At 68.1% G+C, this 14,395-nt stretch carries 14 protein-coding genes; 4 read left to right on the forward strand and 10 right to left on the reverse strand.

The window, feature by feature from the left end:
* Positions 1-43: 43 nt before the first annotated feature.
* From AC5JLE_RS17265 to prmB, 8 genes are all read right to left on the reverse strand, one after another.
* A complete protein-coding gene (locus AC5JLE_RS17265; protein WP_014647887.1) occupies positions 44-700 on the reverse strand; it encodes a phosphoribosylanthranilate isomerase in 657 nt (218 codons plus the stop codon).
* Positions 697-1,467: a tRNA pseudouridine(38-40) synthase TruA gene (gene truA / locus AC5JLE_RS17270; RefSeq protein ID WP_496065497.1), complete on the reverse strand. Its 771-nt coding sequence runs from the start codon at positions 1,465-1,467 to the stop codon at positions 697-699. The genes AC5JLE_RS17265 and truA overlap by 4 nt, the downstream gene beginning before the upstream one ends.
* 32 nt (positions 1,468-1,499) lie before the next feature.
* Positions 1,500-1,862 carry a VOC family protein gene (locus AC5JLE_RS17275; RefSeq protein ID WP_329857047.1) on the reverse strand — a complete coding sequence of 121 codons (363 nt, stop codon included), beginning with the start codon at positions 1,860-1,862 and terminating at the stop codon, positions 1,500-1,502.
* A gap of 26 nt (positions 1,863-1,888) precedes the next feature.
* Positions 1,889-3,901: a FimV/HubP family polar landmark protein gene (locus AC5JLE_RS17280; protein WP_496065498.1), complete on the reverse strand. Its 2,013-nt coding sequence runs from the start codon at positions 3,899-3,901 to the stop codon at positions 1,889-1,891.
* A 145-nt stretch (positions 3,902-4,046) separates the two neighbouring features.
* The gene (locus AC5JLE_RS17285; protein WP_014647891.1) at positions 4,047-5,075 is read right to left on the reverse strand and encodes an aspartate-semialdehyde dehydrogenase; all 1,029 of its coding nucleotides are present in this window, start codon (positions 5,073-5,075) and stop codon (positions 4,047-4,049) included.
* A gap of 90 nt (positions 5,076-5,165) precedes the next feature.
* Positions 5,166-6,203, reverse strand: a complete 1,038-nt coding sequence (locus AC5JLE_RS17290) for a 2-hydroxyacid dehydrogenase (protein WP_041863663.1) — start codon at positions 6,201-6,203, stop codon at positions 5,166-5,168.
* The gene (aroC, locus tag AC5JLE_RS17295) at positions 6,196-7,299 is read right to left on the reverse strand and encodes a chorismate synthase (RefSeq protein WP_496065499.1); all 1,104 of its coding nucleotides are present in this window, start codon (positions 7,297-7,299) and stop codon (positions 6,196-6,198) included. Before aroC ends, AC5JLE_RS17290 begins: the two co-directional genes overlap by 8 nt.
* Positions 7,296-8,225, reverse strand: coding sequence for a 50S ribosomal protein L3 N(5)-glutamine methyltransferase (prmB, locus tag AC5JLE_RS17300; RefSeq protein ID WP_014647894.1), 930 nt, complete (start codon positions 8,223-8,225; stop codon positions 7,296-7,298). The genes aroC and prmB overlap by 4 nt, the downstream gene beginning before the upstream one ends.
* 123 nt (positions 8,226-8,348) lie before the next feature.
* Between prmB and AC5JLE_RS17305 the strand changes: the two genes are divergently transcribed.
* Positions 8,349-8,999 carry an SCO family protein gene (locus tag AC5JLE_RS17305; protein WP_014647895.1) on the forward strand — a complete coding sequence of 217 codons (651 nt, stop codon included), beginning with the start codon at positions 8,349-8,351 and terminating at the stop codon, positions 8,997-8,999.
* Entirely contained in the window at positions 8,996-9,838 is an 843-nt protein-coding gene (gene asd / locus AC5JLE_RS17310; protein ID WP_032957481.1) for an archaetidylserine decarboxylase, read from the forward strand. Before AC5JLE_RS17305 ends, asd begins: the two co-directional genes overlap by 4 nt.
* Before the next feature lie 132 nt (positions 9,839-9,970).
* Here the strand turns inward: asd and AC5JLE_RS17315 are convergent, their stop codons facing one another.
* Both AC5JLE_RS17315 and AC5JLE_RS17320 read right to left on the reverse strand, forming a co-directional pair.
* The gene (locus AC5JLE_RS17315) at positions 9,971-10,318 is read right to left on the reverse strand and encodes a ribonuclease E inhibitor RraB (RefSeq protein ID WP_046431838.1); all 348 of its coding nucleotides are present in this window, start codon (positions 10,316-10,318) and stop codon (positions 9,971-9,973) included.
* 23 nt (positions 10,319-10,341) lie between these two features.
* On the reverse strand, positions 10,342-11,952 hold the full coding sequence (locus AC5JLE_RS17320) for a transglycosylase SLT domain-containing protein (protein WP_014647898.1): 1,611 nt from the start codon (positions 11,950-11,952) through the stop codon (positions 10,342-10,344).
* A 122-nt stretch (positions 11,953-12,074) separates the two neighbouring features.
* On the opposite strand from AC5JLE_RS17320, the gene AC5JLE_RS17325 reads away from it, so the two are divergent.
* Both AC5JLE_RS17325 and greB read left to right on the forward strand, forming a co-directional pair.
* A complete protein-coding gene (locus AC5JLE_RS17325; protein WP_046431840.1) occupies positions 12,075-13,580 on the forward strand; it encodes a helicase HerA-like domain-containing protein in 1,506 nt (501 codons plus the stop codon).
* A gap of 165 nt (positions 13,581-13,745) precedes the next feature.
* Positions 13,746-14,252: a transcription elongation factor GreB gene (gene greB, locus AC5JLE_RS17330; protein WP_014647900.1), complete on the forward strand. Its 507-nt coding sequence runs from the start codon at positions 13,746-13,748 to the stop codon at positions 14,250-14,252.
* Positions 14,253-14,395 lie beyond the last annotated feature (143 nt).

Consider the following 14,395-nt stretch of genomic DNA (forward strand, 5'->3'; position numbering starts at 1 on the left):
AGGCTCAAATCCAGGTCCAAATCACGGCAAATAATGACACCAATCACTCGAGAACCGTGCAATCGGCGCGGCGCACTTCCTCGACGAAGGTGCGCATCTTGTAGCCGTCCTTGATGCCCGGCTCCAGTTCGATGCCACTGGAGACATCCACGCCCCACGGCAGGGTACCCAGCACCGCGTCGTAGACGTTTTCCGGGTTCAGGCCGCCGGCCAGCAGGAACGGGCGATGCAGGCCGGTCGGGATCCGGCCCCAGTCAAAGGCCACGCCGGTGCCGCCACCGCCGCCCGGCGCGTGGCTGTCGAACAGGAAACCGGCGGCGCTGGGATAGCGCAGCTGCAGGGTGCGGGCGTTGATCTCTTCACGGCCGCCCATGGCGATCGCCTTCAGGTACGGCATGTTGAAGCTGCGGCAGAAGCTCTCGTCTTCCTCGCCGTGGAACTGCAGCAGGGTCGGTCGTACCGTGCGCAGCACCTCGCGCACTTCTTCCTTGCTGTTGTTGCGGAACAGCGCCACCACGTCGACCATGGGCGCGATCGCCTGGCGCATCGCGCGTGCCTCGGCCGGAGCGACCCGGCGGCTGCTTTCACGGGCGAAGATGAAACCCACCGCGTCCACGCCCAGCTCACCGGCCAGGCGGACGTCGCCGGCCCGGGTCATGCCACAGAACTTGATGCGCGTGCGGTAGTAGGAGCGGCTCATAGCGTGACCTCGGCGGGCAGATGCCAGTTGTCGGGGTACAGGGGCCCAAGGAACACCAGGCCCTGCGGCGGTGCGGTGGGACCGGCTACGGTGCGATCGCGCCCGGCCAGCAGTTCGGCGATCCATTCCACCGGCTTCTCGCCACTGCCCACCAGGATCAGCGATCCGACGATATTGCGGACCATGTGATGAAGGAATGCATTGCCCTGCACGGCGACCTCGATCACCTCGCCCTGGCGGCTGACCTGCAGTGACTGCAGTTCACGCTGTGCATGCAGCGCCTGGCACTGCACCGAGCGGAACGCGCTGAAGTCGTTCTCGCCGAGCAGGGCCTGGCCGGCGGCATGCATCAGGCCCGCGTCCAGCGCACGGCGCTCCCAGCTGAGGGTCTGCCGCTGCAGCGCCGGCCGCACTTCGCGGTTGAGCAGGCGATAACGGTAACGGCGTGCCCGCGCCGAGAAGCGGGCGTGGAAATCATCGGCCACGGGCACGCACCAGCGCACCGCGATCGAGCGCGGCAGGCGGGTGGTGGTGCCCAGCATCCAGGCGCGCGGATCGCGCACCACGTCGGTGTCGAAATGCACGACCTGGCACTGGCCGTGCACGCCGGCATCGGTGCGACCGGCACAGACCACCTGCAGCGGCGCATCGGCCACCGACGACAGGGCCTGCTCAAGGCTGGCCTGCACGCTGGGACCACCCTCACCCAGGTTCTGCCAGCCCCTGAAATCGCTGCCGTCGTACTCGACGCCAAGCGCGTAACGCATGTGCTACCTCGATGTTGCGGGAGGGGCGGCGCTCAGGCCGGATCGCGTTCGGACCAGACCGCCAGTTCGTTGCCACCGGGCTCGACGAACTGGAAGCGGCTGCCACCGGGGAAAGAAAACACCGGCCGTATGATCTCACCGCCAGCGTCGCGCACCGCCGCCTCGATGGGCGCCAGCTGGTCGGCATACAGCACCAGCAGCGGCGCGCCGCTGTCACTGGCCCGTTGCGGCTGGCCGCGGAAGAAGCCGCCCTGCAGACGGCCATCGTCGAAGGCGGTGTAATCGCTGCCATAGTCGACGAACGACCACCCGAACACCTTTTCGAAGAAGGCGCGGCTGTCGGCCGGGTCACTGGAGGCGAATTCAACGTAGTCGATACGGCGCTCGCGGCTCATGGCACGGTCCTTGTCGGCGGGTTCGGTCACGGCAGGCGGGCCAGCAGTTCGCGAGCCTGGGCCTGGCAGTGCAGGTCGCCGCCCTCGGCCACTTCCAGCAGCAACGTCCGTGCGGTCTGCGCATCGCCCAGGTCGAGGTAGGCGATGGCCAGTTCCAGGCGTTCCTGCCCGGCGCGCGGCGCCCAGCCGGCATCGCTGGCCGGCGCGGCAGTACCGTCTTCATGCGCGGCCGCGGCCAGCGCGTCGTGCGGCGCCGCGCTCGAATCCCCGCCGTCATGATGCTCGGCCGGCAGGTCGAACACGCCGCGGAACTGCGGCTGCTGTTCGGCGTGCAGCGCGTAGTCCGGCACTACGATCTCGTCAGGGACCGCCTGCGCGGGCGGCTCATCCTGCACGGGGGTGTCCTGCATGGCCACCGGCTCGTCCCAGCGCGGCAGGTCGGTCACGGCCCCGGGCAGCTCCACCACTTCGTCATCGCGCAGCGTCTGCGCCTGCCAGTCAGTCTGGGCGGCGACGTCGGCGACCGCTTCGGCAGCCACGTCATCCTGCACCTCGGCTTCGGTCGCCCAGGCAGGCATCGCCGGTTCCTGGCGGCCACTGTCGGACACCGCCGTCGACCACGAAGACTGCTCGGCCAGCGTATCCAGCGCCGCGCCGGCCGGTACCGCAGCGGCCAGGCCGGCGGCGTCGCCTTCCTCGCGCAGCGGCGGCAGTGGCGACGGCTTGCGACGACGCAGCAGCCAGGCCGCGCCGGCCGCCAGCAACAGCACCGGCAGACCCAGCCAGTACCACGGCGTTGCCGCATCGCGGGCATCCGGTGCCTGCGCCAGGCGCTGCTGCGCCGCGGCCAGGTCGTTGTCCTTCATCGCGATCAGCGACTGCTGCTGTTCCTTGAGTTTTTCCAGGTCGGCCACCCGCTGCTTCAGCTCGCCGATCTCGGCATCGCGGGTCGCGATGTCCTCGCGTGCCTGGCGCAGTTGTTCGTTGCCCAGCATGTCACCCTCGCTGCCGGCTGCAGTGCCGGTGGTTGTGCCCGCGTGCGCGGCGTCGGAGGCCAGCGCCGGAGCGATTTCAAGTCGTGCCCCAGTGGCCGCAGCCGGGGAAGAAGCGTTCGTGGTTCCCGCCGTGGCGACCGGGGCGACAGTACCCGCCGGTTGCGGCACGGTGCGCGCCTGACGCCACTGTGCGGCATGCTCGCGCACCAGCGCGGCGGCCTCGGCGGCATCGACCGCCGCCAGTGCATCGCTGCCGGGCATGCGCAGCACGGCGCCCTGCTTGAGCAGGTTGACGTTGCCACGGATGAAGGCCTCCGGGTTGGCCCGCAGCAGCGCAATCATTGCGCGGTCGCGGCTGACCTGGTTGCCGCGGGCCACCACGCTGGCGATCTGCGACAAGGTCTGCCCACGCTGGACGGTAACGCTGCCATCGGCTGCCGGTGCGGCAGCGGGTGCAGCCACTGCACGCGGGCGAGCCGGTGCGGGTGCCGGCGTGGTGGCGGTGGACGGCGCAGGCGCGCTCACGCTCTCCGCGGCGGCGGGCGCCGGGGCGGCCTCACGGGCGATGGTGTTGGAGAGCATACCTGCGGGTGCAACGATTTCCGGCTCGGCCACGGCCAGTGCGCTGGACGGTGCATCGACCAGCGCCGAGTACTCGCGCACCAGGCGGCCCTGGCCCCAGTCCGCCTCGATCAGGAAGCTCAGCGACGGGGTCTCGACCGGCGTCTGCGAGGTCACACGCACCACTGCCCTGCCCTGCGCATTGCGGGTCAGTTCGAACTGCAGTTCGCCCACCAGCCCGGTCGGCCGCTGCAGGCCGACGCGCTCGAAGGTGACCGGTGAGGCCAACGCGACACGCAGGTTCTCCAGCTCGGACGGATCGGCCGAGACCACCGGGACTTCGGCCAGCAGGGGCTGGCCCGGCTTGGACAGGACACGGATGTCGCCCAAGCCCAGGGCAAGCGCCGAACTGCTGGCCAGGGCCAGCAGCGCGGTGGAAAGATAGAGGAGGGGGCGCTTTGCGCCCCTGGCCCGTTTATTCATGGCGACACTATAAAGCGTGCGGACCGCGGTCCGCACCCACCGATGGGGACCTTCGGTAGTGCCGGCCGCTGGCCGGCAGACACGCACGTCCCATCACGGCAATGCCGGCCAGCGGCCGGCACTACCGGTGAGGCAACCGCTGTGATCAGCGCTGCTCGGCGGCGACCAGCTCGGCCAGCTGCACGGCATTCAGGGCGGCGCCCTTGCGCACGTTGTCCGATACGATCCACAGGTTCAGGCCGCGCGGGTGCGACAGGTCCTCACGGATGCGGCCGACGTACACCGCGTCGGTGCCCGAGGCGTGGGTGACCGGGGTCGGGTAGCCACCGGCCTCGTGACGGTCCACCACTTCGATGCCCGGCGACTGCTCCAGCAGCGCACGTGCTTCGGCCACGGTGACCTTGTCGCGGGTTTCGATCGCCACCGACTCGGAGTGGCCGTAGAACACCGGCACGCGCACTGCGGTCGGGTTCACCAGGATGCTGTCGTCGCCGAGGATCTTGCGGGTCTCCCAGATCAGCTTCATTTCTTCCTTGGTGAAGCCGTTGTCCTGGAAGTCGTCGATGTGCGGGATCAGGTTGAAGGCGATCTGCACCGGGAAGCGCTGCGGATCGATCTCCTGGAAGCTCAGCAGCTGGCCGGTCTGCTTGCCCAGCTCCTCGGTGGCCGAACGACCACCGCCGGACACCGACTGGTAGGTGGAGACGTTGATGCGCTCGATGCCGTACTTGCGGTGCAGCGGCGCCAGCGCCACCAGCATCTGCATGGTCGAGCAGTTCGGATTGGCGATGATGCCGCGCGGACGGTTGGCGACCTGTTCCGGGTTGACTTCGGACACCACCAGCGGCACGTCATCGTCGTAACGGAAGGCCGAGGAGTTGTCGATCACCACCGCACCTGCGGCGGCGAACTTCGGTGCGTATTCCTTGGACACGCTGCCACCGGCCGAGAACAGCGCGATCTCGACGCCGGCCGGATCGAAGGTGGCCAGGTCCTGGACCGTGACCTTCTGGCCGTTGAACTCGATCTCGCCACCGGCCGAACGCTCGGAGGCCAGGACGCTCAGGGTACCGACCGGGAAATCACGCTCGGCCAGGATCGACAACATGGTCTCGCCGACGGCGCCGGTGGCACCGACGACGGCGACGTGGAAACTGCGCTGTGCATTGCTCATGGGGGAACTCTCACGAAAACGGGAATGGGGAAAAACACGCACGACAGCTGGGTTCGGGGAACCTCCTCAAGCGGGGCGCGCGGAGGTTCCCTATCGTTTCCCGGTTTTTTTGCCCAGCGTCACGCGCGCGGCCATCGCCGCGTCAGCGTTGATCGCGCTCGGCATCCGCGACGGGCCGCCGTCCAGGCCGAGCCCGGCAAGCAGATTATCCACGGCCAGCTGTACCATCGCAGTGCGCGTGGCCAGCGAGGCGCTGCCGATATGCGGAGTGAGCACGACGTTGCGCAGCGCCAGCAGTTCCGGGCGTACCGTTGGCTCGCCTTCGTACACATCCAGACCCGCCGCAGCCAGGCGACCGTTGGCCAGCGCATCGGCCAGCGCGATCTCATCGACCAGGCCACCGCGGGCGATATTCACCAGCGTCGCCGACGGCTTCATCTTCGCCAGTGCGGCGGCATCGATCAGATGATGCGAGGCCGGCGTGTACGGCAGCACCAGCAGCAGGTGATCGGACTGTGCCAGCAGCGTATCCAGGTCCACATAGGTCGCGCCCACTTCCGCCTCGGTCGCCGCCGGCAGCTGCGAACGGTTGTGGTACAGCACCTTCATGCCGAAACCGTGCGCGCCGCGACGGGCGATGCCCTGGCCGATGCGGCCCATGCCAAGGATGCCCAGCGTGCTGCCGTGGATATCGGCACCGAGCATGGTCTGGAACGACCACTGCTGCCACTGCCCTTCGCGCAGCCAGCGCTCGGACTCGGTGATGCGGCGCGCGGTGGCCATCAGCAGGGCGAAACCGAGATCGGCGGTGGTTTCGGTCAGGACGTCCGGTGTGTTGCTGGCCAGGATGCCGGCCGCGCTGAGCGCGTCGACGTCCAGGTTGTTGTAGCCCACCCCGACGTTGGCGATCACCCGCAGCTGCGCGGCGCCGGCCACCTGGGCCGCGCCGATGCGCTCGTTGAGCGTGATGATCGCGCCGTCGGCGCTGGCCAGTTGTCCGGCGATCTGGTCCGGCGCCCAGGCGGTGACGGTGTCGGTGCTGCGCAGCTGCACGCGATCGCGCAGCGGCGCGATGGCCGCGTCGATCAGCGGCTGGCTCACCCACACGGTCGGCCGCGTGTCAGCCATCGATCTGCCCGGGAATGCGCGGGGTGATCGTGCCGACATCGCCGCACTGCGCGCGGTGGCGCAGCGCCTGGTCCATCAGCACCATCGCTACCATCGCCTCGGCGATCGGGGTGGCGCGGATGCCGACGCAGGGGTCGTGGCGGCCGGTGGTGACCACCTCGACCACGTTGCCGGACGTATCCAGCGACGGGCCCGGCAGGCGCAGGCTGGAGGTCGGCTTCAACGCGATCGAGGCGACCACCGGCTGGCCGGTGGAAATGCCACCGAGGATGCCACCCGCATGATTGCTGGCGAAGCCCTGCGGGGTCAGCAGGTCGCGGTGTTCGGTGCCCTTCTGCGCGGCGCTGGCGAAACCGTCGCCGATCTCCACGCCCTTCACCGCGTTGATGCTCATCAGCGCGGCAGCCAGTTCACCGTCGAGTTTGCCGTAGATCGGCTCACCCCAGCCCGGCGGCACATTGTCGGCGACCACGTCCACGCGCGCGCCGACCGAATCTCCGGACTTGCGCAGCGCGTCCATGTACGCCTCCAGTTCGGGCACCTGTGCAGCATGCGGCCAGAAGAACGGGTTGTCTTCCACCGCCGACCAGTCGAAACCGGCCGGGGTGAGGTCGCCCAGCTGCGACAGGTAGCCACGCACGGTGACGCCGAAGCGCTCGGCCAGCCACTTCTTGGCGACCACGCCAGCGGCCACGCGCATGGTGGTCTCGCGTGCCGAGGAACGGCCGCCACCGCGCGGGTCGCGGATGCCGTACTTGTGCCAGTAGCTGTAGTCGGCATGGCCCGGCCGGAACTGCTGGCCGATGTTGGCGTAATCCTTGCTGCGCTGGTCGGTGTTGCGGATCAGCAGCGCGATCGGGGTGCCGGTGGTCAGGCCCTCGTACACGCCGGACAGGATCTCGACCTCGTCGGCCTCGCGCCGCGCCGAAGTATGCCGGCTCTTGCCGGTGGCGCGACGCTGCAGGTCGTGGGCGAATTCGGCCGCGTCCAGCGCCAGCCCCGGCGGGCAGCCATCGATCACGCAGCCGATGGCCGGCCCGTGCGACTCGCCGAACGTGGTGACGGTGAACAGCTTGCCGAACGAATTGGAGCTCACGGGCGCTGCGCCGCCAGTTCGGTGATGCGTGCGCTGTGGGCGATCAGCTCGCGGCATTCAACCGCGAAGATACCCATCTGGCCGACCTTGAATTCGATCCAGGCGAAATCGACTTCCGGCAGCAGCTTGACCAGATGCTGCTCGGATTCGCCCACTTCACAGATCAGCAGGCCGTCCTCGCTCAGGTGCAGCGGGGCATCGCGCAGGATCTTCAGCACCAGGTCCAGGCCGTCGTCGCCGGCACGCAGGCCCATCTCCGGCTCGTAGGAGTATTCCTGCGGCAGGGCATCGGTCTCGTCGTTGGTGACGTATGGCGGATTGGTGACGATCAGGTCGTAGTGGCGGCCGGACAGGCCGTTGAACAGGTCCGACTTGATCAGGGTGACGTTGTGCGCCTGCAGGCGCTCCTTGTTTTCTTCGGCCAGCGACAGTGCATCGTCGCTCAGGTCGACGCCGTCCACCTGCCAGTTCGGGTAGTAGTGGCCCATGGCGATGGCGATGCAGCCCGAACCGGTGCACAGATCCAGTGCACGGTACACGTCGCGGCCGGCCAGCCACGGCTCGAAGCCGCATTCGATCAGTTCGGCGATCGGCGAGCGCGGTACCAGGGCGCGCTTGTCGCTCTTGAAGCTCAATCCTGCAAACCAGGCCTCACCGGTCAGGTAGGCGGCCGGGATGCGTTCATCGATGCGGCGCTGGAACAGCTCCAGCACGCGCAGCTTTTCGGCCTGCAGCAGGCGCGCCTGGCCGTAGGCCGGGCCGAGGTCGTGCGGCAGGTGCAGGCTGTGCAGCACCAGCTGGGTGGCCTCGTCCAGCGCGTTGTCGTAGCTGTGCCCGAAGGTCAGCCCGGCTTCGTTGAAACGGCTGGTGCCGTAGCGGATCAGATCGATGATCGTATGGAGTTCGGCGGCCGTTTCAGCGGTCATGGCGGTACTGCGGGCAAAGTGGCCCCCGATTATAGGGGCTGGCGCCCGTGGCGGCATCCGTTGCGGCGGAAACGATTCGGGCCACAGCCGGTATGATGGGGCCCACTTCGCGCGGGAGCCCCCATGTTCAATCGCAACGCCGGCATCATCCTGCTGATCGCCCTGGCGGCGGGTCTCGGCCTGCTGGCCGCCCAGCAGGTGTTCGCGCCGAAGCCGCCGGCCAATGCCCCGGCCACCGAAGCGATCACGCTGTACCCACAGCCGCGCGAACTGCCCGACTTCAACCTGGCCCAGTCCGACGGCACCCGCCTGATCCCGGGCGAACTGAAGGGCCACTGGACCCTGGTGTTCCTGGGCTTCACCTTCTGCCCGGACGTCTGCCCGACCACGCTGGCCGCGCTGGCCGGCGCGCAGAACCAGTGGGAAGCCCTGCCCGACAGCCTGCGCCCACGCGTGCTGTTCATCTCGGTCGACCCCGACCGCGACAGCGCCACCCGCCTGGGCGAGTACGTGCACGGCTTCCACAAGGACACCCTGGCCGCCACCGCTGACGTTCCCTCGCTGGAGCGCTTCGCCACCTCGTTGGGCTTCGTGTTCCAGAAGGTGCCGGGCAAGCATTTCGACGAGAACCCCGAGGATTACACGGTCGAGCATTCGGCCAGCCTGGCCGTGCTCGACCCGCAGGGCCGCCTCGCCGGCCTGGTACGCCCCCCGTTCAACGCGCCGGCGATCGCCCGCGACCTGCAGAAGCTGACCGAGAAAACCGCCCCATGAGCCTCACCACCGCCCTGACGTATGCCCTGCCCCACCGCCTGCTGTCCTCGATGGCGCGTTCGCTGGCGTACTCGGACGATCCGCGCGTGTCGCGCTGGCTGATCGACACGGTCACCCGCAAGTTCAACGTCAACCTGGACGAAGCGGCCAACCCGGACCCGCGCAGCTATTCGACCTTCAACCAGTTCTTCACCCGTGCGCTGAAGCCGGGCGCACGCGTGGCCGATGCCGATCCGCGCAGCCTGGTGATGCCGGCCGACGGCCGCATCAGCCAGCTCGGCAGGATCGAGGCCGGCCGCATTTTCCAGGCCAAGGGCCAGTCGTTCACCGCCGCCGAACTGCTGGGCGGCGCCGAGGATGCCAAGCCGTACAACGACGGCCTGTACGCCACCGTGTACCTGTCCCCGCGCGACTACCACCGCGTGCACATGCCCTGGACCGGCACCCTGCGTGAAACCGTGCACGTGCCAGGGCGCCTGTTCAGTGTCGGCCCGGCGGCCGTCAACGGCGTACCGCGCCTGTTCGCACGCAACGAACGCCTGGTCTGCCATTTCGATACCAGCTTCGGCCCGATGGTCAGCGTGATGGTCGGTGCACTGCTGGTGTCCGGCGTGGAAACCGTGTGGAGCGGCGAGGAGATTCCGCACTACGGCGACCGCATCACCCGCAAGGACTACCGCGGCCAGGGCATCAAGCTGGAGCGTTTCGCCGAGATGGCACGCTTCAACTATGGCTCGACCGTGATCGTGCTGCTGCCGCCGGGCGTGGCCGAATTCGCCCCGCAGCTGGGCGCCGAAAGCCCGGTACAGCTGGGCCAGGCCCTGGCGAAGCTGCGCTGATAAAAAGGGGACGGAGGGGATTAAGTCGTTTATGCATAAACGACTTAATCCCCTCCGTCCCCTTTTTTCCACGCTGTGCGTGGATGGGTTCAACGGGATGCCGGCCAGCAGCCGGCACTACCGGTACGCGCGTTACTGCAGGGCCGGGGCCGGGCCGACGTCCATGCCGTCGTAGTCTTCCACGCCCTTCTCCGCGGCCAGAGCTGCGAATTCCTGGTTGCGACGGTCCAGCGAGGCTTCGTCGTGGATCTCCACGCGCTCCACATGCAGCACGTGGAACGGCGCGTCACCCTCTTCCGGATCTTGTTCGAACAGTTCCACGAAGGTGTAGCCCTGCGCCTGCAGGTGCTCTGCCAGTGCCTGCAACGGCTCAGCAGTGGAGTGCACGAAGAAGTACCCCCACAGCAGCGGGCCGTTGATGTCCCAGTCGGTGTTTTCGCGGAGGTTGGCGAACAGGTTGCGGGTGTCTTCGAGATCCATGCGGGTTCCAGGGGTCGGGGGAATTACTTGTCGCAGCCCTGCAGCTTCAGCGTCTGGCCGTGACGCAGGCTGTAGGCCGGGGCCTTCAGGCCGTTGGCGCGGGCCAGGGTCGGCACGTCGCACTGGAACTTCGCCGCGATGGCGCCCAGGGTCTCGCCCTTGCCCACCTTGTGGCTGCGCACCGGCTTCGGGCGCGCGGCCGGCGCCGGGCGAGGCGTCGCCACCGCCGCCACCGGCGTGGTCGGCACACTGGTGGAGGCCGCAGCGTCGGCCACCGGCACCACGCCGCCCACGGCGACGCTGCCGGTGTAGCTGGCCGCGGTCGGGCGCTTGATCGCCGCGTTCAGATCGGCGGTGATCAGCGTGCGGGCCAGGTCGGCACGCGGGCCACTGACGCAGTTGCGCTGGTACAGCCCGGCGATGCGGGTGGTGGCGTTGATCAGGGTGCCGGCCGGAATCCAGCCATCGGCTTCATAGCGCGGGTTGAGGTTGCGCAGCGCGCGCATGTAGCCATCACGGGTGCCGTGGCTGCCCAGGCAGATGGTCAGTTCATAGATGGTGGTGGACTTGGCCAGGCGCAGCGTGGCCGGCTGCGCGCTGATCTTCGGGAACTCCACGCCATACTGCTGCGGGTGCAGGAAGATCCAGGCCGCGGCAATCACCATCGGCACATAGTCCTTGGTCTCGCCCGGGAACTGGTTGTAGACACTGTCGGTCCAGAAGCTCTGGCCGGCGCTCTGCTTGAACACGCGTGCGGCACGGCCTTCGCCACCGTTGTAGGCGGCCACCGACATTTCCACGTTGTTGTTCAGTTCGCGCAGGCGTTCGTTGAGGTAGCTGGCGCTGGCCTCGGCGGCGCTGCGCGCATCGAAGCGCGTGTCGAAGCCGGTGCCATCCGGGCCGAGGCCGAAGCGACGGCCAGTGGCCGGCATGAACTGCATCAGGCCGGCGGCGCCGGCACGCGAGGAGGCGTGCACGCGGCCGTTGGATTCCTTGGCCATGATGCCGAACAGCAGCGCCTCGGGCAGGCCACGCTTCTCCCACTCCGGCCACATCACCGCGCGCAGGTTCTGGTAGTTCTCGTAGCTGGTCAGCAGCGCAGGACGCATGTCGGTCAGCCAGCGACGGATGCCGGCCTGCACCGCCGGGTTGTACTCGACCATGCTGTCGAAGGCGTGCCGCTTGTCGTTCAGCAGCGCGGCAGCGCGCGCGGCCTCGGGCACATCCGCGGTCAGCGGGCCGATGTGATCCGGGTCGGCTTCCAGGCGGTCACCCCCCTCGTCGGCCACGTCATCGCTGGCAGCCGCATCGGCGTCGTGCTTGAGCAGGCGCTTGTAGCTGGCCAGCAGGGTGCCCATCTGGCAGCCCTTCTGCTTCACGCAGTCGTTGAGGACATCTTCCATGTCCTCCAGCGCGGCGTCGGCCTCGTTGCTGCCCTTGGGGTCGGCATTGGCGACCAGCAGCAGGGCGTCGCTGTAGCGCTTTTCGGCGACGGTCATGCGCTGCTGCAGCGCATCCACCTTCACCTTGTCCCGGGCCGAAACCCGCTGCGCATGGGCGTCGGGCGCCAGGGAAACCAGGCCGGCCAGGGCCAGCAGCGGCCAACCGCGGGAAATCAGGACAGGAACGGGCATTGATGGCACTGTGTGCGAAACAGGCAGGCAGAGTAGCGGCGCCGCCAAGGTCCGGGCAAGCCGACCTTCGGACCGTCACTGCCGGCGGTTAACATTGGGCTATTCATCACAAGGGCTGGACCATGGATCCGATTCTGCTCGGCAAAGGCATTACCGACGATATTGCCGTCACCCTGCTGCCGAAACTCGGCAACCGCCACGGCCTGGTGGCCGGCGCCACCGGTACCGGCAAGACCGTGACCCTGATGACGCTGGCCGAGGGCTTCTCGCGACTGGGCGTGCCGGTGTTCCTGGCCGATGTGAAGGGCGATGTCTCCGGCCTGGCCGTGCCCGGCAGCGGCGCCGAGAACCTGCTCCAGCGTGCCGCCGAGATCGGCGTGGCCGACTATGCGCCGGCCGCCAGCCCCACCCTCTTCTGGGACCTGTACGGCAAGCTGGGCCACCCGGTGCGCACCACCGTCAGCGAAATGGGCCCGACCCTGCTGGCGCGCATCCTCGAGTTGAACGACACCCAGTCCGGCGTGCTCGACATCGTGTTCAAGCTGGCCGACGACCGCGGCCTGCTGCTGCTGGACATGGACGACCTGCGCGCCCTGCTCGGCCTCGTCGCCGAGGAGCGCAAGGACATCTCCACCGAGTACGGCCTGGTCAGCGCGCAGTCGATCGCCGCGATCCAGCGTTCGGTGCTGCGCCTGGCGCAGGACGGTGGCGAGCACTTCTTCGGCGAACCTGCGCTGGAGCTGGCCGACATCATGCGGGTCAACCACGACGGCCGCGGCATGATCGGCATCCTCGCCGCCGACCAGCTGGTACTCAAGCCCAAGCTGTACTCCACCTTCCTGCTGTGGCTGCTGTCGGAGCTGTTCGAGCAGCTGCCGGAAGTGGGCGACCTGGACAAGCCGAAGCTGGTCTTCATCTTCGACGAGGCACACCTGCTGTTCGACGATGCGCCGCCATCGCTGGTGCAGCGCATCGAGCAGGTGGTGCGCCTGATCCGCTCCAAGGGCGTGGGCGTGTATTTCTGCTCGCAGTTCCCCGACGACGTGCCAGGCAACATCCTCGGCCAGCTCGGCAACCGCGTGCAGCACGCACTGCGCGCGTTCACCCCGCGCGACCAGAAGGCGGTGAAGACCGCGGCCGAAACCTTCGTGCCGAACCCGAAGCTGGACGTGGCCAAGGTACTGAGCCAGCTCGGCACTGGTGAGGCCCTGGTCTCCACGCTGCAGGACAAGGGCATCCCGATGCCGGTGCAGCAGACCATGATCGCGCCGCCACGCTGCCGGATGGGGCCGATCACCGAAGCCGAGCGCGCCCAGGTGCGTGCCGGCAGCCCGGTCGGCAGTCGCTACGACACCGCGATCAACCGCGAATCGGCCGCCGAACTGCTGGCCCAGCGTGCACAGAAGACTGTCGAACAGGCGCAGGCGCCGGCCGCGCGCAGCCGCGAACAGGACGAAGCGCAGGAAGGCGGTTTCGGCCAGGCGATCAAGGATGCGATCTTCGGCACCAAGCGCCGCCAGGGCATGATCGAGACGATGGCCAAGCAGACCACGCGCACCGTCGGCACCAAGCTGGGCAACCAGATCGTGCGCGGCATCCTGGGTGGCATCTTCGGCGGAAAGCGTTGATCTGCCACGGCCGGGGTCAGAGCCCTTTCCGCTGGAAAGGGATCCGACCCTGGGGTCAGAGCCCTTTCCGCTGGAAAGGGATCTGACCCCAGGGTCGGATCCCCCCCGCCAGGGAGGGCTCCGACCCCGCTCCCCGTTCGTCATCCAGAAAAGAAGTCGTATTGCATGTCGCGTTGGCGTCCCCCCGCAGAAAAAAGCACGGCCCTGATCACCGCCTCCGGGCATGCCCGGCTGAAGGCCGAACTGGATGAGCTGTGGCGCGTGCGCCGCCCGGAGGTGGTGAAGGCACTGGCCGCGGCCGCCGCGGAAGGTGACCGCTCCGAGAACGCTGAATACACCTATCGCAAGAAGCAGCTGGGCGAGATCGACCGTCGCGTGCGCTACCTGACCAAGCGGCTGGAATCACTGCGCGTGGTCGACACCACGCCGACCGACCCGCTGGCGGTGTTCTTCGGCGCATGGGTGGAACTGGAGAATGTGGACAGTGGCGAGACCAGCCGCTATCGCATTGTCGGGCCGGATGAGACCGATGCCGGGCTGGGCTGGATCAGCATCGATTCGCCGTTGGCGCGGGCGCTGCTGAAGAAGCGACTGGATGATGAATTCTCGGTGGAGCTGCCCGGCGGGCAATTCACCTTTGCGGTGATCGGGGTGGAGTACGCGCCGTTGTAGAGTCGAGTCATGCCCGACCTCGCTGCCGTTGTAGAGCCGAGCCCATGCTCGGCTGGCAGGCGGAAAAAACCCCGCAAAGGCGCGGCGCGAAAAACGCGGCGGGGTATTTGGCCCAGGAACCCAACGGCGGGAAAAAACGGCCA

The organism is Stenotrophomonas sp. (assembly GCF_059505245.1).

What these genes read in the sequence shown, in the direction of transcription:
- AC5JLE_RS17265 (WP_014647887.1), bottom strand. Translation starts at nt 700, where the DNA reads ATGAGCCGCTCCTACTACCGCACGCGCATCAAGTTCTGTGGCATGACC.
- truA (WP_496065497.1), bottom strand. Translation starts at nt 1,467, where the DNA reads ATGCGTTACGCGCTTGGCGTCGAGTACGACGGCAGCGATTTCAGGGGC.
- AC5JLE_RS17275 (WP_329857047.1), bottom strand. Translation starts at nt 1,862, where the DNA reads ATGAGCCGCGAGCGCCGTATCGACTACGTTGAATTCGCCTCCAGTGAC.
- AC5JLE_RS17280 (WP_496065498.1), bottom strand. Translation starts at nt 3,901, where the DNA reads ATGAATAAACGGGCCAGGGGCGCAAAGCGCCCCCTCCTCTATCTTTCC.
- AC5JLE_RS17285 (WP_014647891.1), bottom strand. Translation starts at nt 5,075, where the DNA reads ATGAGCAATGCACAGCGCAGTTTCCACGTCGCCGTCGTCGGTGCCACC.
- AC5JLE_RS17290 (WP_041863663.1), bottom strand. Translation starts at nt 6,203, where the DNA reads ATGGCTGACACGCGGCCGACCGTGTGGGTGAGCCAGCCGCTGATCGAC.
- prmB (WP_014647894.1), bottom strand. Translation starts at nt 8,225, where the DNA reads ATGACCGCTGAAACGGCCGCCGAACTCCATACGATCATCGATCTGATC.
- AC5JLE_RS17305 (WP_014647895.1), top strand. Translation starts at nt 8,349, where the DNA reads ATGTTCAATCGCAACGCCGGCATCATCCTGCTGATCGCCCTGGCGGCG.
- asd (WP_032957481.1), top strand. Translation starts at nt 8,996, where the DNA reads ATGAGCCTCACCACCGCCCTGACGTATGCCCTGCCCCACCGCCTGCTG.
- AC5JLE_RS17315 (WP_046431838.1), bottom strand. Translation starts at nt 10,318, where the DNA reads ATGGATCTCGAAGACACCCGCAACCTGTTCGCCAACCTCCGCGAAAAC.
- AC5JLE_RS17320 (WP_014647898.1), bottom strand. Translation starts at nt 11,952, where the DNA reads ATGCCCGTTCCTGTCCTGATTTCCCGCGGTTGGCCGCTGCTGGCCCTG.
- AC5JLE_RS17325 (WP_046431840.1), top strand. Translation starts at nt 12,075, where the DNA reads ATGGATCCGATTCTGCTCGGCAAAGGCATTACCGACGATATTGCCGTC.
- greB (WP_014647900.1), top strand. Translation starts at nt 13,746, where the DNA reads ATGTCGCGTTGGCGTCCCCCCGCAGAAAAAAGCACGGCCCTGATCACC.